General features: G+C 51.3%; 17 protein-coding genes. 9 read left to right on the top strand and 8 right to left on the bottom strand.

Features of this window, described 5'->3' with window-relative positions; all coding sequences use genetic code 11:
* Positions 1–229 precede the first annotated feature (229 nt).
* Positions 230–1,213: a homogentisate phytyltransferase gene (locus HJG54_RS01075; protein WP_316432855.1), complete on the top strand. Its 984-nt coding sequence runs from the start codon at positions 230–232 to the stop codon at positions 1,211–1,213.
* A gap of 525 nt (positions 1,214–1,738) precedes the next feature.
* Complete coding sequence (locus HJG54_RS01080; protein WP_316432856.1) at positions 1,739–1,903, top strand: hypothetical protein; 165 nt, start codon at positions 1,739–1,741, stop codon at positions 1,901–1,903.
* A gap of 76 nt (positions 1,904–1,979) precedes the next feature.
* Here HJG54_RS01080 and HJG54_RS01085 read toward each other — a convergent pair whose 3' ends face one another.
* From HJG54_RS01085 to grxC, 4 genes are all read right to left on the bottom strand, one after another.
* On the bottom strand, positions 1,980–2,789 hold the full coding sequence (locus HJG54_RS01085) for an ABC transporter ATP-binding protein (RefSeq protein ID WP_316432857.1): 810 nt from the start codon (positions 2,787–2,789) through the stop codon (positions 1,980–1,982).
* Positions 2,790–2,821: 32 nt separating this feature from the next.
* A complete protein-coding gene (locus tag HJG54_RS01090) occupies positions 2,822–3,928 on the bottom strand; it encodes an ABC transporter substrate-binding protein (RefSeq protein ID WP_316432858.1) in 1,107 nt (368 codons plus the stop codon).
* 171 nt (positions 3,929–4,099) lie between these two features.
* The gene (gene gshB, locus HJG54_RS01095) at positions 4,100–5,095 is read right to left on the bottom strand and encodes a glutathione synthase (RefSeq protein ID WP_316432859.1); all 996 of its coding nucleotides are present in this window, start codon (positions 5,093–5,095) and stop codon (positions 4,100–4,102) included.
* Positions 5,096–5,169: 74 nt separating this feature from the next.
* Complete coding sequence (grxC, locus tag HJG54_RS01100) at positions 5,170–5,433, bottom strand: glutaredoxin 3 (protein ID WP_316432860.1); 264 nt, start codon at positions 5,431–5,433, stop codon at positions 5,170–5,172.
* Positions 5,434–5,635: 202 nt separating this feature from the next.
* On the opposite strand from grxC, the gene HJG54_RS01105 reads away from it, so the two are divergent.
* From HJG54_RS01105 to HJG54_RS01115, 3 genes are all read left to right on the top strand, one after another.
* Positions 5,636–6,076 (top strand): peptidase, encoded by a 441-nt coding sequence (locus HJG54_RS01105; RefSeq protein WP_316435679.1) that lies wholly within the window; start codon positions 5,636–5,638, stop codon positions 6,074–6,076.
* Positions 6,077–6,464: 388 nt separating this feature from the next.
* Positions 6,465–7,055, top strand: coding sequence for a YdeI/OmpD-associated family protein (locus tag HJG54_RS01110; RefSeq protein WP_316432861.1), 591 nt, complete (start codon positions 6,465–6,467; stop codon positions 7,053–7,055).
* A gap of 7 nt (positions 7,056–7,062) precedes the next feature.
* Positions 7,063–7,461 carry a PPC domain-containing DNA-binding protein gene (locus HJG54_RS01115; protein WP_316432862.1) on the top strand — a complete coding sequence of 133 codons (399 nt, stop codon included), beginning with the start codon at positions 7,063–7,065 and terminating at the stop codon, positions 7,459–7,461.
* 280 nt (positions 7,462–7,741) lie between these two features.
* Here HJG54_RS01115 and HJG54_RS01120 read toward each other — a convergent pair whose 3' ends face one another.
* Positions 7,742–8,137, bottom strand: a complete 396-nt coding sequence (locus HJG54_RS01120) for a nuclear transport factor 2 family protein (protein ID WP_316432863.1) — start codon at positions 8,135–8,137, stop codon at positions 7,742–7,744.
* A gap of 803 nt (positions 8,138–8,940) precedes the next feature.
* Here HJG54_RS01120 and HJG54_RS01125 point away from each other — a divergent pair.
* The gene (locus tag HJG54_RS01125; RefSeq protein WP_316432865.1) at positions 8,941–9,837 is read left to right on the top strand and encodes a hypothetical protein; all 897 of its coding nucleotides are present in this window, start codon (positions 8,941–8,943) and stop codon (positions 9,835–9,837) included.
* A gap of 170 nt (positions 9,838–10,007) precedes the next feature.
* Here HJG54_RS01125 and HJG54_RS01130 read toward each other — a convergent pair whose 3' ends face one another.
* Positions 10,008–11,822: a serine hydrolase gene (locus HJG54_RS01130; RefSeq protein ID WP_316432867.1), complete on the bottom strand. Its 1,815-nt coding sequence runs from the start codon at positions 11,820–11,822 to the stop codon at positions 10,008–10,010.
* Positions 11,823–12,039: 217 nt separating this feature from the next.
* Here HJG54_RS01130 and HJG54_RS01135 point away from each other — a divergent pair, with 217 nt between their 5' ends.
* The 3 genes from HJG54_RS01135 to HJG54_RS01145 all read left to right on the top strand — a co-directional run bounded on the left by HJG54_RS01135 (position 12,040) and on the right by HJG54_RS01145 (position 18,127).
* Positions 12,040–12,606, top strand: coding sequence for a Uma2 family endonuclease (locus HJG54_RS01135; RefSeq protein WP_316432869.1), 567 nt, complete (start codon positions 12,040–12,042; stop codon positions 12,604–12,606).
* 308 nt (positions 12,607–12,914) lie between these two features.
* Positions 12,915–15,653 carry a calcium-binding protein gene (locus HJG54_RS01140; RefSeq protein WP_316432871.1) on the top strand — a complete coding sequence of 913 codons (2,739 nt, stop codon included), beginning with the start codon at positions 12,915–12,917 and terminating at the stop codon, positions 15,651–15,653.
* A gap of 17 nt (positions 15,654–15,670) precedes the next feature.
* On the top strand, positions 15,671–18,127 hold the full coding sequence (locus tag HJG54_RS01145) for a filamentous hemagglutinin N-terminal domain-containing protein (protein WP_316432873.1): 2,457 nt from the start codon (positions 15,671–15,673) through the stop codon (positions 18,125–18,127).
* A gap of 55 nt (positions 18,128–18,182) precedes the next feature.
* On the opposite strand, the gene HJG54_RS01150 is transcribed toward HJG54_RS01145, so the two are convergent.
* Positions 18,183–19,592 (bottom strand): AAA-like domain-containing protein, encoded by a 1,410-nt coding sequence (locus HJG54_RS01150; protein ID WP_316432875.1) that lies wholly within the window; start codon positions 19,590–19,592, stop codon positions 18,183–18,185.
* Positions 19,593–19,786: 194 nt separating this feature from the next.
* Positions 19,787–21,421: a spondin domain-containing protein gene (locus HJG54_RS01155; RefSeq protein WP_316432876.1), complete on the bottom strand. Its 1,635-nt coding sequence runs from the start codon at positions 21,419–21,421 to the stop codon at positions 19,787–19,789.
* Positions 21,422–22,013: the final 592 nt, after the last annotated feature.

A 22,013-nucleotide genomic window follows, 5' to 3' on the forward strand; every position in this document is an offset into this window, starting at 1 on the left:
AATTGCCTGAATTGTCCCCATATCGGTTTTGACGTAACGTTTTGGTGGTTCAGGAGACGTTCTGACAGAACGTCTGTAACAGAACGTCTGTAACAGAACGTCTGTAACAGAACGTCTGTAACAGAATGCGTTTGGGGGGATGATGGGCAATCCGGTGGATGTGCGTTTACTTGCGCTGTTCTTACCATAAACCACTAAGATCAACCCGAAAACCTTAAATAGATTTGCTATGAGCCAATTTTCGTCGTCTCAGCCTTCGCTTGCGCCCAATCACGCTTCACCAGCCAATCTAATTCAGCGTCGCTTTCCGTGGCTCTATGCGTTTTGGAAGTTTTCTCGCCCTCATACAATCATCGGAACCAGTTTGAGCGTCTTGGGACTGGCCTTGATTGCTTGGGCCGAAAGTCGGGGTACTCAGGTTAGCTTCTGGGTGCTGGTTTGGGCTGGTTTGGGAGCATTGGTTACCTGTTTATGCGGCAATATCTACATCGTTGGCTTAAACCAGCTCGAAGATGTGGCAATTGACCGGGTCAACAAGCCCCATCTACCGCTGGCCTCCGGCGAATTTTCCCGCCAGCAAGGATGGACAATTGTCTTGATCACCGGCAGCTTGGCGCTTGTGCTCTCGGCTCTGCAAGGTCAGTTTCTGGTGGCTACCGTCTGGACGAGTGTGTTGATTGGTACGGCCTATTCCCTGCCGCCAATTCGCCTGAAGCGGTTTCCCATCTGGGCCGCGCTTTGCATCTTCTCGGTGCGGGGTGGGATAGTGAATCTGGGCTTGTTTTTGCACTTTAATCAGCAGCTCGGCGGAAATTTTGGTGTTCCAGCTACCGTCTGGGCGCTAACGCTGTTTGTACTGGTCTTTACCTTCGCCATTGCCATTTTCAAAGACATTCCCGACATTGAGGGCGACCGCCGCTATCACATCAGTACCTTTACGATTCGTCTGGGAGCCGCTGCGGTGTTTAAGCTGGCCCGACTGGTGCTGACGCTTTGCTATCTGGGGATGATCGCCGCTGGCTTCTTCTTAACAGGCGTCAATCCGGTGTTCTTAGTGACAAGCCATGCCCTGCTGCTGCTGCTGCTTTGGTGGCGCAGTATGAGGGTTGATCTGCAAGCCAAATCCGAGGTAGCTCGGTTTTATCAGTTCATCTGGAAGCTGTTTTTCTTGGAGTATTTGCTGTTTCCACTGGCTTGTTTACTGCACGGATGAAGCTGGAATTGAGAACATTGCCTGAGGGAGAGGTGTTAGCGGCTCCAACCGCTCACCTTTCCCGCCAACTAACTTGCTTGCCAACTAACTTGCTTGCCAACTAAATCGGGATGAGTTGAAAAATTATCGAATGCTAGCGGTTTTGAACTCAACGCCTCAGACCGCAATGGACATGCATGAAGCTACTTCGCGTTTATAGGCATCATCAGCTTAAATATAAGCTCGTCTTTACAAAACGCAATAACTTTCTAAGCAAAACCAGTAAATGATAAATTGGCAAACTATAGGAGGATAAAGGATTTGAGCTTAAGAGGTAAAAATTTGATCTCCTCATAAATAAAGAATCTAACGAAGAAATGTTGAACGGGCTTTAATAAAAGCAACGATCAGCTAAGCTTCTGAATAGGTTTAGATTTTCTTAAGACTTCTAAAAAGCTGGCAAGCAGCTCGGATGGGCTGTGATGCTGGGCGTCTCTGCTGGATTCATTTCTTTCCTTAACTCTCATTCTCACTTGATAAGCACCTATGTCTATTGTTCCAGGTACTCTTGTTAAGCTTCCCGATGGTCGGAATGGTACGGTGATTCCTGCTCCCATGCGGGCGAAAGGGCGGGTATTGGTCAAAGTGCAAAAGGGCCGCAAGCGCTGGTTTAAGGTTGACGAATGCGTTCCGGTTCTGGTGCGGTATTAGTAAGGGCGAAGCATTTGCTGATAGAATCTGTCCGCTTGCACTCTAGACTACTTAGCAAATGCTTCGCCCTTACAAATCACGCCACATGAAAGACATCTGTCATAGCGTCAGCGCGAGAGTCAGGTGTCTCTTCCGGTGAGGATCTGGCGGCTTGGGCCAGGAAATGGGAAATTTGGCGACAGTATTCGTTAAACAGTGGCGAGGTGCGAAACTCTTCGGTACGGGGGTAGGCGGCCTCAATCGCCACATCCGCCACTACTCGCCCCGGACGGGCCGCCATCACCACGACGCGATTCGACAAATAAACCGCTTCGTAGATATTGTGGGTGACAAACACCACCGTCCATTGCTTTTGCTGCCACAGATCGAGTAAATCGCTGTTGAGCTTGCTGCGAGTCATTTCATCGAGGGCACCAAACGGCTCATCCATCAGCAGCAGTTCAGGCTTGGTGACGAGGGCGCGGGCAATCGAGACTCGCATTTTCATGCCGCCCGACAGTTCGCGGGGGTAGCAGTGTTCAAATTCCTGTAGCTCTACGAGCTGGAGTGTTTCAGCCACCGCTTTTTCGGCATCCCGCTTGGGAACACCTGCCAGCTTCAGCGGCAGCCAAACATTGTCCTGCACCGTGGCCCAGGGCATCAACGCCGCTTCTTGAAACACAAACGCCAAACGCTGCTTGGTTTGACTGTGGCCCCAGTAAAGATTGCCGCTGCTCATTTTGCCTAACCCAGCAATCAGACGCAAGACGGTGCTCTTACCGCAGCCCGAAGGCCCTAACAAGCTGACGAACTGCCCTTCGCCAATCGTCAGGTTCAAGTCTTGCAGCGCTACGGTGCCATTGCGGTAGACTTTGCTGACGTTGCTAAGGGTGATGGCAGGAATCATGCAGACAAGCTCCAACTAGGGTGATCAGGCAATTAGCTCTTGTAGGCGTCAGGTCCTTTGTTGATGAATTGCAGCGTGTAGGCCTGCTTGTAGTCTATGTCTTTGCCAAACACGCCTTGGGCAGACATGGTATCAAAGAAGGACTGCCAGCGTTCGTCGGTCATGGCACCGATACCTTTAGTTTCGGCATCGCCAGAAACCACAATCCCGTACTCTTTCATCTTCTCGATGCCGTATTTGATCTGATCATCGGTCATCTCAGGATTATCTTTTTTGATCAGTTCGTTGCCGGGAGTGGGGTCATCATTCAGGTAGCTATACCAGCCCTTGATCGAGGCATCGACGAAGCGCTGCACCAGATCGGGATCTTGCTCGACCAGTTCTCGCTTGCATTCGATGGTGGTGGAGTACGGCTCATAGCCATAATCAGCAAGCAGAAATACCAGCGGCTCAAAGCCTCCCTCTTTGCGGATGGCCAGCGGCTCGGAGCTAAGGTAGCCTTGCTGTACTGATTCTTTGTCGGCCAGGAACGGACCCGGATTGAAGTTGTAGGGCCGCTTTTGGTCGTCAGTGAAGCCGTATCTCGCCTTTAGGAAGGGCCAGTAGGTGTTGTTGGCGGCTGCCGAGATGAATATGGGCTTGCCCTTCAAATCCTCTAGCGACTTGGCTCCGGTTTCGGGATGGGCCAGCAGTACCTGGGGATCTTTTTGGAAGATAGCGGCCACGGTGATTTTGGGAATCTCCTCCTGGATAGCCTTGATCGCATCGGAGGCGTAGCCCATAAAGAAGTCAACGGCACCACCCATCAGCAATTGGGTGCCATTGACCTGAGGCCCGCCCATTTTGATCGTCACATCGAGGCCATGATCTCTATAGATCCCAGTAGCAACGGCCTGGTAGAAGCCGCCGTGCTCGGCTTGGGCATACCAGTTGGTGCCATAGGTGATTTTGGTGAGTTCGGTAGAAGCGGGGCTGGCTGCTGGGGATGCCTGCTGCTCACCGGACTGGTTAGACTGATTCGCTTGATTAGAAGCACAGGCCGCGAGAAGACCACTACCAACGGCTAACCCACCATACTGGATAAATCGACGGCGATTCATCAGGTCAATTTTCCGCCACAGTTCACGCGACTGACTCATCCGATTTCCTTTAAGCTTAGAGAACTTGACAAATTTAACAATAAATTTAGCTTTTAGTTTACGACATCAAGTCAGCGGATCTGCTGAACCTCTACGAAGCTACTAAAAACCAAACGCCCAGATTGTATTATCTGCTACGAATTAACCGCTACAAAAACCGTTGCAGAATCGCTACAACAGGCTCAGCGAAGGCGATGTGCGCGTTTTGGTTGCCGCTTCGACCCATTGGATCACTCGCTGCCCCAACCGCGCCTGATCGAGGCGATCGATTTCGCGAATCCCGGTTGGGCTGGTGACATTTACCTCGGTCAGGTAGCCGCCAATCACATCGATGCCGACAAAGTACAGCCCATCTCGCTGTAGGGTAGGAGCCACGCGCTCGCAGATCAGCCGGTCCCGTTCGGTGAGTTCGGTTTTGACGGCCTTGCCGCCTACGGCCATGTTGCCGCGAAATTCTTTGCCGGTCGGCACTCGGTTTACCGCTCCAATCGGTTCGCCGTTGAGCAGAATGATGCGCTTGTCGCCTTCTTGGGCCGCCGGTAGAAACGCCTGCACCATAATCGGCGTTCGCCCCTGGGTGCTGATTTCAATCAGCGAGTTGAAGTTGCGATCCTCTGGCGTAATCAGCAGAATCCCTTCGCCCGCTTTGCCGCCCAAGGGCTTGATCACGGCGGCTCCCTGCCGCTCCACAAACTCCCGAATGATCTGCTTGTCTTGCGTAACGATAGTTTCGGGCATCACGTCGGTAAACTGGAGGGCATACATTTTTTCGTTGGCTGCCCGGATGCCGCGGGGGGAGTTGATCACCAGAGTTTTGGCAGGATCAATATAGTCGAGAATATAGGTGGCATAGAGGTAGGGAATTGTGACCGGCGGGTCGGTTCGCATGAAAACCGCGTCCATAGCCTCCAGACACAGCAGAGTTGGGGCCTTGTCTACCCTAAACCACGGGTCTTGGATCACCCAACGCCCCTCGACCAACTCGACTGGCTCTAGATGGACGGGTTCTGCTATAGCCCAAGCTTTGCCCTCAGCCACACTCAACCGATGCGCTTCAGTAATCCAGACTTCATGACCCAACTCCTGAGCCGCTTCCATCAAGGCCACACTGGTATCGTGTCCCGGATCGAGCTTGGCGATCGGATCAATAATGAATGCAAATTTCACCCAGTTTTTCTCCCGCTTTTGCTTGTGCCGCTAAACTTGCTCCAGACTCGCTTCCACTTTGCTTCCACTTTGCTTCAACTGCCTGCCAGCAAGGGATCTAGTCCGCCTCGCGCATTCAGAGCATAGAGATCATCACAGCCGCCAACATGTTGGTCATCAATGAAAATTTGCGGCACCGACCGTCTCCCATTGGCCCGCTTGGCCATTTCCCGCCGACCAGGTTCGTCGCCATCTAGACAGTATTCGGTATATTCAACGCCTTTTTTATCGAGCAGTGCTTTGGCACGAATGCAAAAGGGACAGGTACTCCAGGTGTAAATTTCAACTTTGGCCGCCATAGGTGTTTGGGTAGTAATCTTTCTTAATCTAGTTTAAAGGATTTGGGGGATGGGAGTGGGGAGTGGGGAGTGGGGAGTGGGGAGGTGGAAATCTAAATTCTTCAGGAGTAGGGGCAGGCATGCCAAAATTAATGAGGCATAATTGACGAACGCTTGTTATCCTGACGGGGTACTGCTGTTTCGATATGTGAGGAACCCTTTGGTGTCTAAGTTCAGCTTTCCTTTACTGGCCCCAGCGACCGCGCTGGCAATTGGCTTGGGTGCACTGTCAGCAAATGCCCAATCTCCGCTCTACAACCCGATTCCGCTGCCAGATGGCAACGAGGTATCCGATAGCTTAACAGATAAGGATATCCCAACGGGTAGCGGTGGCTTTGCGAGAGACTATTTAGTCACGTTTGAGGAAGGCGAACAGGTAGTGATGGACCTCACCTCGGAGGAGTTCGATACCATCATTACTCTGATTGCGCCCGATGGAGCAGCAGTTGCTGAAAATGATGATGCACCGGATGGCTCCACGAATTCCATGCTGTTTGCCCGCATTACCCGACCCGGCAGCTATATCATTCGGGTCAGCCCCTATGCAGGACAGGGTATAGGTAGCTTCAAGCTGAAGGTGACTCGGCTCCAGCCCGCGGAGTAGAATCAGATTCGGCCTGAACGGTTTGCCACTTATTTTGCTGATTATCAAGTGATGGGGGAATGGCTAGGAAGTCTTGCAATGGGCAAGGGTTTTGGCTTTCCCCGTTTGGTATTGGTGAATAAATTTGGTGGATGGGCTTCGCCGTGAGCGGCTCAGCCGAACAGTGGATGGGTGATGTGTGCTATGAGGTGCTGTGGCTAAGTTAGGTCAACCGAATGATTTTTGAGTGGGATATCTTGATCGCCCCGGTTGAATTCTTAGTAGGCTGATTTAGAACTCGTAGAAGCAACCTTGTCTATGCTTGAATCAATATCAGTGTAAATATTAACTCTGTCACTAACTTGAATATCTACTAAGCAGTAACTATTTCATTACCGATAGAGCAGTGATGACTCCAGTACCAGACAATGCAATCCACCCCATGACTCGCGCTGAGTGGCGGGCTTGGCTAGAGCAAAACCATACCCGCATGCAAGGGATTTGGCTGATTAGCTACAAGAAAGGTGCTGGCAAACCTCGCTTTGAAACCGATGAAGCTGTGGAAGAGGCACTGTGCTTTGGCTGGATCGATAGTAAACCCAACAAGCTGGATCAGGAGCGCTCGATGCTGTGGTTTGCACCCAGAAAACGGGGAACGGGCTGGTCCAAACTGAATAAAACCAGAGTCGAACGGTTGATGGCGCAAGGGCTGATGATGCCCGCTGGCTTAGCGAAGGTGGAAGCCGCTAAACAGGATGGCTCTTGGCAGGCGCTGGATGCGGTTGAGGCGCTGGAAATTCCGCCGGATCTGACCGCAGCACTGGACGCCTACCCGGCAGCCAAGCAAAATTTTGCGGCGTTTCCCCGCTCGGTGAAGCGAGGCATTTTGGAATGGATTGCGGCTGCAAAGAAGCCAGAGACTCGAGCCAAACGCATTCAGGAAACGGCCCAGTTGGCAGATCAAAATCTGCGGGCGAATCAGTGGCGTTCAAGCAAATAGAGCACTCATGCATACCGTTGCCCTTCGTCTGAAACCGCAGCAAGACCTGAGAGCTGAACTCGATCAGTTTGTCTGTCAGCAGGGTTGGGAGGCAGCCTGTGTTGTCACCTGTGTTGGCAGCCTAACGGAGGCGAGGTTGCGGTTGGCGGGTCAGTCGGAGGCGACAGTCTATACTGGCAAGTTTGAGATTGTCTCGTTGACCGGGGTGATGTCGAAGTATGGTTCCCACTATCACATTGCGCTTGCTGACCGCAGCGGTCAAGTTTGGGGCGGTCATTTGCTGACGGGCTGCCTGATCTACACCACCGCTGAAATTGTGATCGGCGTTCTCCCCCACCTGTGCTTTCAACGCGAATATGATGCAGCAACTGGTTTCAAGGAATTGAGGATTGATACGATTGAGTAAGTAGGTGGGCGCAATGATTGAGAAGACGCATTTCGACTCCGCTCAATGCGCAACGTTTCGGGAAGCAGAGGGTTGAGCGGAGTCGAGACCCGGCATTGTGGAGCGAAGATTAATTTAGCCTACCTACTTAATGACTACTTGCAGACCACTTCGCCTAGAGCAGGCGTTTACTTTACTGGCCAGTATCAATTTGCGGGTGGGAGTAATACCAATTGCTCAAGTAAGAACTACAGAAGATGAAGATGGGTGAGGTTTGAATCTGTAGCCAGACTTTAGTTTCTCACTTCAACTGGTAAATCACCCCTAAATACTCTCGGTAAGCGCAAATCTTGCCATCTTTGACGTCAAAGGCAATAGCTGCCTGATTTTGATAAGCGTGGCTCTGCATCATTCCCTCTGAACGCACCTCGAAGACAACGGTTGTGTCATTGCTAGTCACTTGTTCGATTGTTAGAGTCAGCCCTTGGGGAAAGACTCGTGACACAGAGTGCAGAAATTCGCTCGCTCTGTCTTTGCCCTGATTCCAGCCTTGGTAGGGTCCTGCTGGAAACCAAAAAGTAAAGTCTTCACTCAACCAATTCAAGAAGGCCGACCAATCGCCGTGGGCTATGCCGCTGGCAAATGCCGCAAATGCCTGATTGGCAATGTTAAGTGTCTCAGAGTGGGGAATCATCATTTTTTATTCACCCGTATTTATAAAGATATTGTAAAAAACATTACATCTTCCCTCTACTCAATATTCGCTCCATGCTCTCTACTCAGTAAATAGAGCTGGCTGGGCTGGCTGGGCTGACACATAGTTGCTGGAAACCACAGATTTGTAAAGACTCTGCAATCTGACCAGTTTAAAACAAAACATAATTTCTCAATTTCATCCGGATTTGGCTCAAACAGGGCGCTTGATTCTTATAAGTCAAAGTCTTTTCAGTCTTGTTGCTGTTGCAACTAAGTCACTTATCATCTATGACAAGCTATGTTAGACGGTACTGTATCAGTAAACCCCTATGTTCCTTGGACTGGCTCTGAGACAAATTTAGGAGCCGGCTGGCCAGAAAATCAGACTTTCAAAGGGCTGATCAATGATAGCTCTAAGACAATAGCTCAGACTGGTTTCAGTGAACAAACCAGGATCGTTCGGCTTTTTGAGCAATTGGTGCAACGTTTGGCTTGGTCAGATTCAGACTTTGCTTCCCTGTCTGACCGGCGCACTCGCGCCATTTCAGCACCAACCCATGCTAGACGCTCCCAGAGCCACAAAGATTCACTAACAGGTAATTCTCTGACTGAGGTCTGGGTTAATAAGACGATTGACCGATTGCTAAGCAATCGCAAACTAGCCAATTAATCAATTGGCAGAGCAGTTATTCACAGCACTGTTAGAAAATTCATCTCTAAAAAAATCATCTTCAAAGTCATCAAAATATCATACAAAACCTCAAGCTGCTGGACTTTCCCAATCAACGACTAAATCCAGAACGATTGCCAGGTGGGCCTTCCGAAGCCTATCTCAATCTACTCAATCTCTCCGCCTACCGAGACACGTTCCGTCAGGGAGTGCTGGAACAGCGCCTGTTGCTAGAAGCTTTGGAAAACCTAGTCATTCCCCAATCGGTGTTTACTGGACATAGTGCGCCCCCCTTGCCCATGGGTAAAACGAGCTATCAGCTCCAAATTGAACCCACGGTGGTATTGGGCCAATCGCATGGGGCACAGTATGCCAATATGATGGCGGCTGTAGAGCCAAAGATTCGAGGAGGCGTGCCTACCGGATCACCCGGTTTTTGGTCACTGCTGCTGGCAGAAAATGAGCTTGCTCCTGTGATTGGGTTACTTTTGGGCACCTTGCAACCGTTGAATTTCCTCTATCCTGGATTGCAACTGTTACAGACGGCCTGGGAAGCGGCTGACCCGATTGCCTATGCGCCGCGAGTTGCCAAAAATCCTCTGCCCAATCATCCTGCCCGCTCGGTCTATCAACCCGTTGGCCAAGGCGATACGGAAGTGCCTCAAGCTGTATTTGATGCCCTGGCATTGGCGACCGGCGTGGAACAAGCCGGTCCAATCCTCTGGTCTACCATGCAAACCTCCTTGCCCTTGGAGAACCTGGATGGGATTGTTCCTTACGATGTCTCCCGCAATCGGGTATCTCGTAATGGCAGTCTCTATACCGGAGTGGTAGTGCAGTTTGCTGGGGACGGAATTGCCGACCCCCACACAATTTTTTCTCAACTCGATGCCGTCAAGTACCAATATCGTCAGTTCTTCAAATCACTGTTGAGCACCGGCACTGCCGTTGTCCCCGATCCCCTGACTGCGCAGGAAGATGGGTTCAACTTGTTTGGCTTGTTGGCCTTGAAAAATCCAAATACTCAGTGAACTATCCGACGCTGACCTTACGATACAGCGCGGGCTTCTGTTCTCAACGGAGAGTGCCTTATTGGACTTGCGTCCCACCTTTGGTCTTACCTCCTCTCCAACAGCAGAGACGGCTGTTCCATCCGCCTGTAGCAAATCTAAAGTTTTACGCTAATGAGTAATTGATCGAGTCATGTTAAATATTCCTCCATCGTTTTTCTAAAATCATCTTGAGCTTCATCACTGACGGCTCGATTAAACAGACAGACAAAGTCAATACCGTTATTTTTTGAAACGGCGATACTGGTCGTGCCAGCTAATTTCCCGTATCGCACAGCAGGGCGACGCACATCAAGAATTTCCCCGGTTGGGGTTTCGCTCATCCACACCGCATGGCGGGAGATAAACCGGGCAATTGTGGAAGCCGATGTAACCAATCCACCGCTGCCTTCAATGGTTTCCAATCTGAAATCACCCCCATAGGCCGTGGGAGCCATGATGGTTGTCCCTGGATGGAGCAAAGAGGGGCCAACTGTGGAGGCATCATAGGTAACTTCGCCAGTCAGACGAGCATGAGCAGGCGTATGACCCACCCAGACATCCTGTAACCCTTCGGGGTGGAGTAGGGCTTGATTGAGATAGTCTAGGTAGGGAAGTCCGGCGGCTGTTTCAATCAGTGAGGTGAGCAGGATGTAGCCCAGGTTGGAGTACATCGTTTGGTGTCCAGGTGGAAACGCCAGCGGTTCCCCGTACATGAATCGGATCATCTGGTCACGAGAGACTGGTTCCGTCAGATTGAGGCGATCGCCAATCTCCCAGGGGTTGGCATCTCGCACCAGCCCACTGGTATGCAGGAGTAATTGCCTGACTGTAATGGTAGGCGTAGCGGGGTCAGGAGCCTGGTCAGGCAGGGTGGTGGCGGTGATGCCAAGAAAAGGGTAGGCTGGCGTGTCCCAGTGCAGTTGACCGGACTCCACCAGTCGGGCGAGCGCCGCAGTGGTAAACAGCTTACTCAGGCTGGCAATGCGGAATAGGCTATTGGGTTGGGTGATGGGATAGGTCGATTCTGCCCAGGTGTAGCCACGACTGACTAGAAGCTCACCCTGCCGGACAATTGCCACTGATCCGGCTCGAATGCCCTGTTGCGTCATGAACGCCTGCACTCGGTCGTCCAACTGGGGAAACTCACAAATTGCGTTGCCCACAGCCGTCCATTGGCGAGGCTGGGGCGATCGCGTGTGGGCGAAAAGAGATGCATAGCGGGTGTTCAGGCCTGAGCCTCCAGCTTGCACCCAGAGGGGCATCAGACCGGCTGCAACACGGGTATCAAACTCCGCCTGATATTGATCGGCGGTCAGCCCATGCCGCGCCCACCAAGTGCCAATCTGGTCATCTCGAAACACAGACAGTAGCCAGCCATCCGGAGCAACAGATACCCAAGCGGGACGCACTCCCGCCTCGACCAGGGCATCAAAAAAGCGCTGGTAGGCATCCGGCGAAATCAACCACCACGACCACGCCACTGCCGCCTCATTCTGGAGCCAGATGCCCGCAAATTGTCGTGCTTCTGGAGTGCCATAGATCGTCAAACAGTGCGGCATTAACCCAGCGGTAAATGCCCGGTTATTTTCATGCTGAATTGTGTCAGGATCAGTTTCTGGTCCCCATCGCAAGCTATGACGGGAAAACCAGGGGCGGTTGACGCCCTGCTCAAAGAGAGCCGTGAAACTGGCGTGTTCTGCTGCACCCGTCGCACTGATGAGAACGGGAACGTAGCCTGCCGCCGTGAGTTCGTCAAACTTTGCCTGATACCCACTGGCGGATAAGCCATGCACCGCAACCCAGGCTGAACCCGGTTCCTGAACCCACACAGCGGCATATCGGGCATCTTCGGGCACACCTGACACATTCAATGAGATGGGCCGGAACCCCCGCGAGGATAGGTTATCCACACGGGCTTGGTGGCTTTGGGCTGTCAAGCCATGATAAGCAATAAATTGAGACATAGGGGCAACTCAAGTGCGATCGCATGCAGTGTATCGTATTTACAATCATTGACTCATGTAGAATTGATTATTTTAGATGCTTCTTGGCAAATTGAATTTATTGAGGCTGTTTCCAAGATGACGGAGTTTGCGATGATTCTTTCGGAGATGCTGCGTAGCCATTTGGCTAGGATCACACGAGGTGATTTATGATCAGAGAAGAAGGGCAAGAGGTTCTATGCAGTCTAAAATCACCAATTCAGTTCGCTGGACAATTGCCGATCTAACGATCTTTGAAGGCGATCGTGCCAATCGCTACGAAATCATTGATGGGGAATTGTTTGTGACCAGAGCGCCGGATTGGAAGCATCAGGAAGTGTGTGGCAGAATCATTACACGGTTGATTTTTTGGTCTGATGAAACCAATTTAGGAAGAGCTGCCATCAATCCTGGCATTATTTTCTCAGAATCAGATAATGTCATCCCCGATGTCGTTTGGGCAAGCCACGAACGCCTAGAGCGATTGCTCGATGATGCAGGTCATCTCACGGCGGCCCCTGAACTCGTGGTTGAGGTGCTGTCTCCAGGGAAACCGAACGAAAGACGAGACCGAGAAGCAAAGCTAAAATTATATTCTGTCCGGGGAGTACTTGAATATTGGATTGTGAATTTTAGGGAACAAAGCGTTGAAGTGTATCGCCGTGAGAACGCAATGCTGAAACTCGTCGCAACACTTTATTCTCAAGATGAAATTACCAGCCCAATTTTGCCTGGTTTTAGCTGTTTGGTGAGTAAATTGTTTTAGGTCAACAACTCTAAGCTCTTGAATCCGATCGCTGGCAGAGTGAATTGGCAACGTATACACTGTGCGATTGCTCAAGCTGCCCCATAAACAGGTGCTTCTAATCTCCGGAAATGAGTGGCACTGAGCTGTTGATCGATAAGGAACTGCTCAACTGATCAATTGAACCCTATGAATTCAAAACGAAACCTTTGCTCAACGAGAAGGCTAGGGTTTGGAAATTGTTTGCAAATTATGACAATTACCGGGATCGGTTGAAAATTACGAGTTTGAATAGATGTAGTTTCGAGTTTACGCTGAGCTAAACAATCATGGCACGTAAAATTAGGCATCGCACTGGCCGAGGCACCAAGAATCGCTACGATGGTCGGCTGGATTATGGTCTGCCAGCTCCGTGGAACTTGAACGAAAATAATCTTTATGTTGCTGATGCAGACATTCTAGCTACGGTGGGTGATACCGACACCGCCATTCCGCTGCAAATTCGCGATGATGGTGATCCCACGACGCCCGATCGGGATGACGATAACGATGGCAGCCCCTATGACTTCCTATTTTGGGATATCGACAGCACTGATTCGCTTGGCTTTACTCAGGAAGTGGCTATTTTCCGGGAACAGCCTGCGCCTAATTCGCCCTACACCGCCACAGTTCCACTCAGCGATAGCAGTGAGATCAAATCGTTGGTGATCGTTATCGAGGATGTGAATAGCGCACCAGTCAAGCAGGGAGTTTCAACAGGTCGCCCAATTGCAGAAACCAGTGCTGATGACATCGTGGTTTATAGTGCTGTTGCTGACGATCTGATTGTCGGCTTGGAAGGTGCAGATGCACTGCTGAGCGGTGCTGGAAACGATATGGTAGATGGCGGTTCGGGCAACGACCGAATTATAGGTAACAGCGGCGATGATTTGCTGTATGGCGAAGCGGGAGATGATTCGCTGCATGGTCTGGATGGTCAAGATATCCTCTACGGCGGTTCAGGCAACGACCAGGCGTTTGGTAATGAAGGAGATGATATTCTCTACGGCGGTTCGGGCAACGATAAATTGGCTGGAGATAGCGGAGCCGACATCTTAATTGGCGGTCCAGGCAACGACCTGTATCAACTGATTAGCGACACGTCAGACATCATCATAGAACAGCCTGGTGAAGGCATCGATGTTGTTGAAACCGAGCTGAGCTACACGCTGCCCGATAACGTTGAGCGGTTGATTTTGCGGGGAGTTGATGCCATTGTTGGCAATGGCAATGGGCTAGATAACGTGATTGAAGAAAGGCCCTACAGCGGCAGTACCGGCCCGATTCCTGTGGTCAACAACACAATAGCAGCCGGAGGTGGCAATGATATTGTCAATGCAGGCGAAGGCGATGACCTGATCGATGGCGGAGCGGGGAACGATCAGATCGGCGGATTAGATGGCAACGACACGTTGACCGGCGGTAGTGGTGCCGATCAGTTTGTATTTGATTCGACGAGCGCCAGCTTTAGTGACTACGGCACAGACACCATCACCGATTTCCAGCTAGCTGAAGGTGATAAACTGGTTGCTACTTTACGGGCCTTCAATAATCAATCTGGTTTCTCAAACTTATCAGTGGGCCAATTACCGGCTACTCAGTTTCACCTGGGCACTCAGGCACAAACGCTCGATCATCGGTTTATTTACGATCCGGCTACGGGTGCCTTATTCTATGACCCGGACGGTACCCGCACCTACACTTTTTCTGGCTCAATTCCCAAAACCCAAATTGCCAAACTGGCTCCTGGTTTACCGCTGACCCATACGGCGATTCAGATCGTTGAGCGGTTTGTAATTCCTGAAATTCCCGATGCGGCTAATCCACCGCCAACGGGTACGGTGCCCCCTGCTACCGGAGGCGACGACCGGCTATTTGGCAGTGAAGGCAGCGATATCTTCAATCTGTTGGCAGGCAATGATGTTGGCATTGGACAAGAGGGCGACGATAGTCTCAATGGCGGTAGTGGGCAAGATTTCCTCAACGGCGGTTCTGGCAATGATCAACTAGCAGGACAGGCTGCTAGCGATCGCCTGTTTGGTGAGGCGGGTGACGATCGGCTGGATGGCGGCAGCGAAAATGACACCGTCTACGGCGGCTCTGGCAACGATACGCTGAGCGGCGGTGGCGGTCAGGATCGCTTCAATTTCTACAATCCTGCTAGCGATGGCGTTGATCAAATCACTGACTTTAATGGGGCTGAAGATACCATCGGCCTGTATGTAGGAAATAGTATAGGCAACACTACAGGCAACAGTGGGGTTTCTGGCTTTGCCAATGCGGGATTGGCCGTGAATGCAATCCTTAGCATCGATCAGTTTCATATCGGCCCCAACGCGACCACCAGCAACCATCGCTTGATTTACAATAGCGGCACCGGGGCGCTGCTGTTTGACCCAGACGGTAGTGGAGCTGTCGCCCCCGTTCAAATCGCCGCTCTTTCGCCTGGATTGGCCCTGACTCGTAGCAATTTCTTCGCCTTTGACGACACCCGCGTCTACGCCCTCGAATCGACCACGCCCACCAGCGACAGCATTGATGGCACCGCCGGTCCAGATAACCTGAATGGCGGAGCTGGGAATGATATCCTCAATGGCTATGCCGGCAACGATACGCTCACCGGAGGAGCGGGCAATGATTGGCTGAGGGGTGGCCCTGGTAAAGACACCCTGTTGGGCGTAGGCGGTAGTGATATCCTCAGCGGCGAAGCGGGCAGCGATCGGCTCGAGGGCGGCAATGGTAAGGATACGCTGTTTGGTGGACGCGGAGGCGACAAGCTGATTGGCGGCAAGGGACGTGATATTTTTGTGCTGGAGCCAGGTCCAGGCCGAGACCGGATCGAAGACTTCCGCAACGGGCAAGACCGACTGGGGCTACTGCCAGATTTGCGGTTCCGCCAACTGACAATCCAGCAAAAAGGCGACAACACATTGATCCGCTTGGGGACCGATCCGCTGGCGCTTCTAATTGATGTATCGGCCAGACAAATCACAAAAGCTGATTTTGTCTCGGTGCAGCCGCTTCTGTGAGGTGCAGGATGAGACGCATGGAGTGGCCGTTTCTGCTTTTGAGCCTAGTTGCAATTGGGTACGGTCAGCCGAGTCTGGCCCAAATTCGCGCAGATAGTTCCTTGCCTACCAATTCCAGAGTCCGACGTCAGGGCAACACCACCATCATCACCGAGGGGACACGCACCGGAAACAACCTGTTTCATAGCTTTGAGGACTTTTCGATTCTGCGCAATCAGACCGCTTCGTTTCGCAATATTGACTCAAGTGTGACCCACATTTTCTCGCGGGTGACGGGTGGCTCAGCGTCGCGTATCAACGGTCTACTGGAGGCGCTGCAAGCGAACGGTCAGGTGAGTTCGGCCAACTTTTTCCTGATCAATCCCAGGGGAGTGCTGTTTGGTCGCCATGCCGCTTTGAATTTAGGCGGATCGTTTTTGGCAAGCACAGCAGAGAGTATTCGCTTCGCCGATGGTGTGGAATTTAGCGCCGTCAATCTCCAACAATCGCCGCTGCTGACGGTGAGTGTACCAGTTGGGCTACAGTTTGGTCGGCCTAGATTGCTGCGTAATGAGTCGCGCAGTAATCTGGTGCGGCCGTTTGGCGAACCAATTGCCGGCGGCCTCCAAGTGGCTCCCGGTGAGACGCTGGCTCTGGTTGGCGGACAGGTTGATGTCTCTGGCGGTTATCTAACGGCTCCGGGCGGTCGGGTTGAGTTGGGCAGCGTTGCCAGTGGGGAAGTCGCGATTCGGGAAACTCCGCTAGGGTGGGAACTGAATTATCCTGCGGCAGCACAGTTTGGCACGATTAACTTTTCCAACCAGGCCACGGTGAACGCGACGGATCTAACCGGCAATCGTCCTGGCGGCAGTATCCAGATTCGGGCTGACCAACTGAACATAATGGGCAGCACGGTGATTGTTTCCGATACCCTGGCAGGCAACCGTCCGGGGCAGCCGCTGGTGATCCGAGCCGAGCAGGTTAACCTATCTGAGTTTTCGTTACTTAGCACCGCTACTTTTGCAAACAGCAACACTGGCAACAGTGGCTCGATTCGCCTCCAAACAGAGCGGCTGGCGATGCAGTCTGGAAGTCAGATCACGACGGTGACGGCTGGCGCGGGCAACGCTGGGCACCTCTCGATTGTGGCTGAGGCGATCGAGTTGAATGGTAGAGGTGGAGCTATCATCAGCCCAACGGCCCTCTTGTCAACGGCCCTTGAGGGATCCTCTGGTCGGGGTGGCAATCTCACTCTCTCAACCCGCTCCCTCCGCTTAGCCGCCGGAGCCGAAATTGCAGCCGATACCTCCGGGGCTGGCCGAGCTGGAGCACTGCGCATTCGAGCCACAACTATTGACCTGGATGGGGTATTGCGCAACTCCAGGGGCAGGGTAGTGGTGCGAGAGGGGCGGCCTTTCTCTACTGGCATCTTTGCCGACAGTAACGAAACCGCGACTGGGCGCGGCGGCTCGATTCAGATCAGCACCAAACGGTTGCGCCTCAGCAATGGAGCCGTGATCCAAACCAACTCGGAGGGAGTGGGCGATGCAGGCAATCTGACGATTCGGGCAGCGGAGTCGGTTGAACTGACGGGCGCGGCTGGACCAGGGCTACCACCCACTACAATTTTTGCGGCATCGGGCGGTCTACCAAGCATTCAGGGTGGCGGCGAGCCAACGGCTACGGGGCGGGGCGGTACCCTGACCATTCAAACTCCCAACCTAGAGGTGCAGAATGGAGCGGTGATCGCAGTGAGTAGCCTCAATCCAGATGAACTGGCTGCTGGAGCAGGCAGCCTCAACATCCAAGCCGAACAGATTCGCCTGGACCGGCGCGGTAGACTAGTGGCCGAAAGTGCGTCTGGTCAGGGCGGAGATATTGATCTGCGGATTCAGGAGGCGCTGGTGTTGCGCCGCAACAGTCAGGTCTCAACCAGTGCGGGCGTAGAAAGCCGAGGCGGAGACGGAGGCAATCTCACCATCGACACTGGCTTTATCCTGGCGGCTCCGGTGGAAGATAGCGATATCCGCGCCAATGCGTTTACGGGCAGGGGAGGCCGAGTCACCATTACCGCCGACGCGATCCTGGGAACTACGCCCCAACCCCAGCCCACCAACCTTAGCGATATCACTGCCAGCTCTACCTTTGGCACCCCCGGAGAGGTGATTATCCGCAGTCCCAACGTCAATCCCGGCACGACTACGCCAGCCCTGGCCTCAGTTCCCCTCAGCGATCGTCCGGCGCAAGGCTGTGAGGTGGTGCAATCCAGTTCGAGGGCCGAGTTTTTTACAACGGGCCGCAGTGGGCTATCTCCAACGCCCTACGAACCCTTGAGCGACAGTGAGATTTTGGCCGATCTGCGATTCCCCCAAGCTGAAACTGCACCTGCGGATGCCGCACCCATTGTCGAAGCAGCAGGATGGCAGATGAATGAAGGCATAATCGTTTTAGTTGCAAATACTCCAGTATCTTCCCAGCATTGTCACTTACGTTAACTGGAACGATCCAGTAGCAACGCCATCTCGATTTACCATTCTCAACAAACTGCGTTTACAGAATCTTGTGGCTAACAAAATACTGCCGGTATAGCTCACAGCTAGGAATGACTTGATTACCTTTCAGGGTGACTAAACCGATGCTGTGTAGCTTAAATGTCAATAACTGATCCAATTCAACTGGAATAGTTGCCTGAATCACCTGATTAAAGGCCATTGCCAATTCAGGGTGTTCCTGGAGATGGCGTAGATGTCGATGCAGATGATTATGATAAATCCCAGCGTCAGTAGCAGATGTTTGAAGTAACTCGTCTAGCATTAAATCCTGACGCGCCAAATGATAGAACGCCTGTTGAATCAGGTAAGGATGTCCGCCAATCAAGGCCATTAACTGAGACTGTTCAGATTCAGTCAATTTTAATCCATACCGTTGGGCTAACTCATGTACCTGATCTGGAGTAAATTCGTGCAGATTGATTGCCAATCCCACATTGAAGGGAGACTTGTTGATATCAAGCGGAATATAAACCTCGGTTGAGTGAACAATAATCAGTCGCAGGTTCTGCCAGAGCGGATTGCCACTCTCTCCATAGGCGGCTTCTTCATACCAGGAGCGCAGTAAGGTAAAAAAATCGTCGGCAATTTCGGGATGAAGAAACACTTCATCGACTTGGTCCAGTGCAATTATTAAAGGCCCGTTCAGGCTAGACAAAATGCAGTCTTCGAAGTAGGCCGTACAATTACCTTTGCTGCCAAACGTCTCGCTCCAAAACTGATCGACTTGATGCGAGAGCTGGAGTTTGCGAGTAATCGCCGCGCAAAACCACCGCAATAGTTTATCCAGATTTGTAAATACTGCCTTATCTGCTCGTTGAAAGCTTAAGGCAACAATCTGTACAGTTTCTGCATCCGGAAAACCGGATTGCCGTTTGGCCTGGTCCAAAATCCTCACCATCAGTGAGGTCTTACCCATCTGGCTAGGTGCCTTAATCCGAATCAATGCACCTGGTTTAAGAATCTCCTCATAGCAACACGATTCGACAAAGGGACGCTCTAAATAAAATCTAGATCCCAGCGGCACCAGCCCTACAACTGCCTCCCCAACAGATGGAGCATCGGCAGCTTGAGTAGGAGTGACTGACTGCGTGTCAGGTACACCTTGAAGCCGATCGCTACTATCAGCTTGCTGGGCAATCACCGCTACCAAATTGGTCTTACTCACCTTTTCCCCAAAACTGGACGACAGTAGTTGCCATAGTTTAGGACCGACATCATGTTTGATATATTCAGGAGCATAGCCTTGTGCTTCGGCAATTTGGTCATAGGTTTGCCCTTGCCACGCTCCACGAAGCACCGCAATTTCAATATTTTTCAGGTGTCTTCCAAATTTTGTTAAAACCCCATGATCTGCAACTCTTAAAGCAGCATCAAACGAGATCAGTTGGTCACCTTTGCTTCCATGCATGGGTTTTCTGGGTCTCGAAGGTTACACTCATTAGTCTAGGGCAATGTTTGATTTGATCTCGCTAAAACTACAATTCATTACGTTTTGCCCACCCAAATTTGGGTAGGCAAGTTTGGGTAGGCAAGTTTGGGTAGGCAGGGGATTGAGTTGATCCAGCTTAACTAAACCAATTGCAGTCGATCAGGGAAATACCATCAGACAAATATATCTCGGGTAATTAAGCCAGGATTTACCCCTAAGAGACGGGCTAACTGGTCGCTGCCATCGCTAATGATGGTGTTTCTGCCTTGTCTTGCAATAGTTAGATCATCAAAGTTGGGTGCTCCTCGCAGTTGCAATCGATCCTCTCTTGTAAAGTCTCTAACCGTTACTCGTCCTGGGCCTTTGGATAACACAAACACATCTTCACCTGCACCGCCCACAGCCACATCGTTGCCCCGTCCGCCGTCTAGAGTGTCATTACCATCGCCACCAAACAGACGATCGTTGCCATTGCCACCCAGCAGGCGATCATTGCCCGCTTCGCCAAACAGGCGATCGTTACCACCCAGTCCTCGAATTTGATCATCGCCGGGTCCACCAAACAAGATATCGTTATTGGGAGTTCCTATGAGCCTTTGTCCAGGTACTTCACCAGGCGAGATTTCACCCTGTCGCAGTTGTCCCCGGATTTCTCCACCTGGGTTCCCAACAGTATGAACATTCCAGTAAAGCCCAATATCCTCACCCGGTTCAGCGTTGCGAATTTCGCTGACAAAGCGGCTCAGCGGAGATCCGGTATTATCTGTCTGCTCCCATATACCTGAGAGGGTGATAGAGCCATCTCGATTTTCGATGATCCGAAAATCATCAGCATCTTGATTATTGACTGCTGGTGCAACCAGATCAATCAGTCCAATCGCAACATCACCATTTTCTCCCCGATCGCCCACGTGAATGTGAACTCGAGTCACATCATCAGCGGTTGTGGCAGTTCGAGGTCCTGTGCCCAAAAATTGTCCAAAATCCAGTCCGTAGACCGTCAAATTATAGTCAAGCGCCGTTCCCGTCTCGTTTAGCCTCAGATTCGACAAACCAAACGAAGTTGTTTCAATCGGCTGTGGTACTTCCTGTGCACCAGTTAGCACAGATGACAATGTAACTGGAGGAAGAGTGGGGAAGACGGGATTTTCGGCAAATACACGAATGCGCGCCACTTGGAAGCCAGGAGTCGTAAAGTCTGCGTTAGCAAAACGTGGATCGCTTAAGATATTGCCACCTGGTATAAATCCGTTCGCTAATTGCACTACTCCGTTTTCCGGTGTTCCAGTGTTGGGATTTTGCTGCCCGAAAAAGGCCGTATTCTCCGGAATTTCATCGTTTATCTCTGATCCAGCATCCAGAACACTGCTTCCCATCACAATGAAATCGGCACCAATAAAGTTGCCTTGTTCGTCAAAAATCGGATGAGCCAGTTCATTCCCGTTAGCGATGAAAAAGTCATTACTAGGAATGATCATAGAAGCATAATTGAAAAAACGGCTGGTAGGAGCGCTACCGTCAAGTGTTACAGTAAATCTGGCGGTTTCCCCTGGATCGATCGGTCCGGGTGTGCCGTTAGGTCCAGTAATGGTGCCTTGAATGGTACCAAATCGGGCTAAGTCAAATTCTTGGGAGATGAGTTCAGTTGCTCCATCTTCTGCCAAACTCTCTAAGCCAGGTGAGACAGGTCTACCGCGATCGTAGGTATCAAAACGACCATCGTGAAAACCAAACCAAAGCGGAGTAAGGAATGCTCCATTAGCAGGCGAAAGATTTTCGATACTGACTGTAACTTGATTCGTAGTCATGACAGCTTGTCCTTAAAATTATCAGGAAATTACGAAGAGTTAATGATTGTTGTCTGATCCTTTATAAGCTTTGATTACATCACGGTCGATACAGAAAAGTTAGGATAATTCTTTGTAGCTAAGTCTCTTAACTTAAGTGATTAAAGATGCTGCTATAAATAGTTCGCTGTAAATAGATGAATACTAGAATGGTTGGCAAAGAAAATCTTTAATTTTAATAGATTAATAAGTAGAACAACATAATTAAACATGAAACCCAAAGGGGGTGTTGTCGCCGCCCGAAGGGCGACAACACCCTGATCTTGGTTATTAAGTTGAATTACTTAGATTAATAGATTAATCTATTAATCTATTTGTACTGATGAAGAACCTGTTTGAAAAGCCCCCGTTCGGAGTTCGGTGCAGCTCACTCGAGCCGCACAGCGTTCAACTGATCTCACGTCGAAGTCTCACGTCGCTCGCCGCGAGCGTTCCACGAACGAAGCCTAAGGGCTAATTTGTAAACAACTGTTTCGATCCCCCTAAATCCCCCTTGCTAAGGGGGACTTGAGCATCGGAGTCGAGTTCCCCCCTTGTGAAGGGGGGCTAGGGG

This window comes from Leptolyngbya sp. NK1-12 (assembly GCF_032598965.1).
Classification (GTDB): domain Bacteria; phylum Cyanobacteriota; class Cyanobacteriia; order Elainellales; family Elainellaceae; genus Elainella.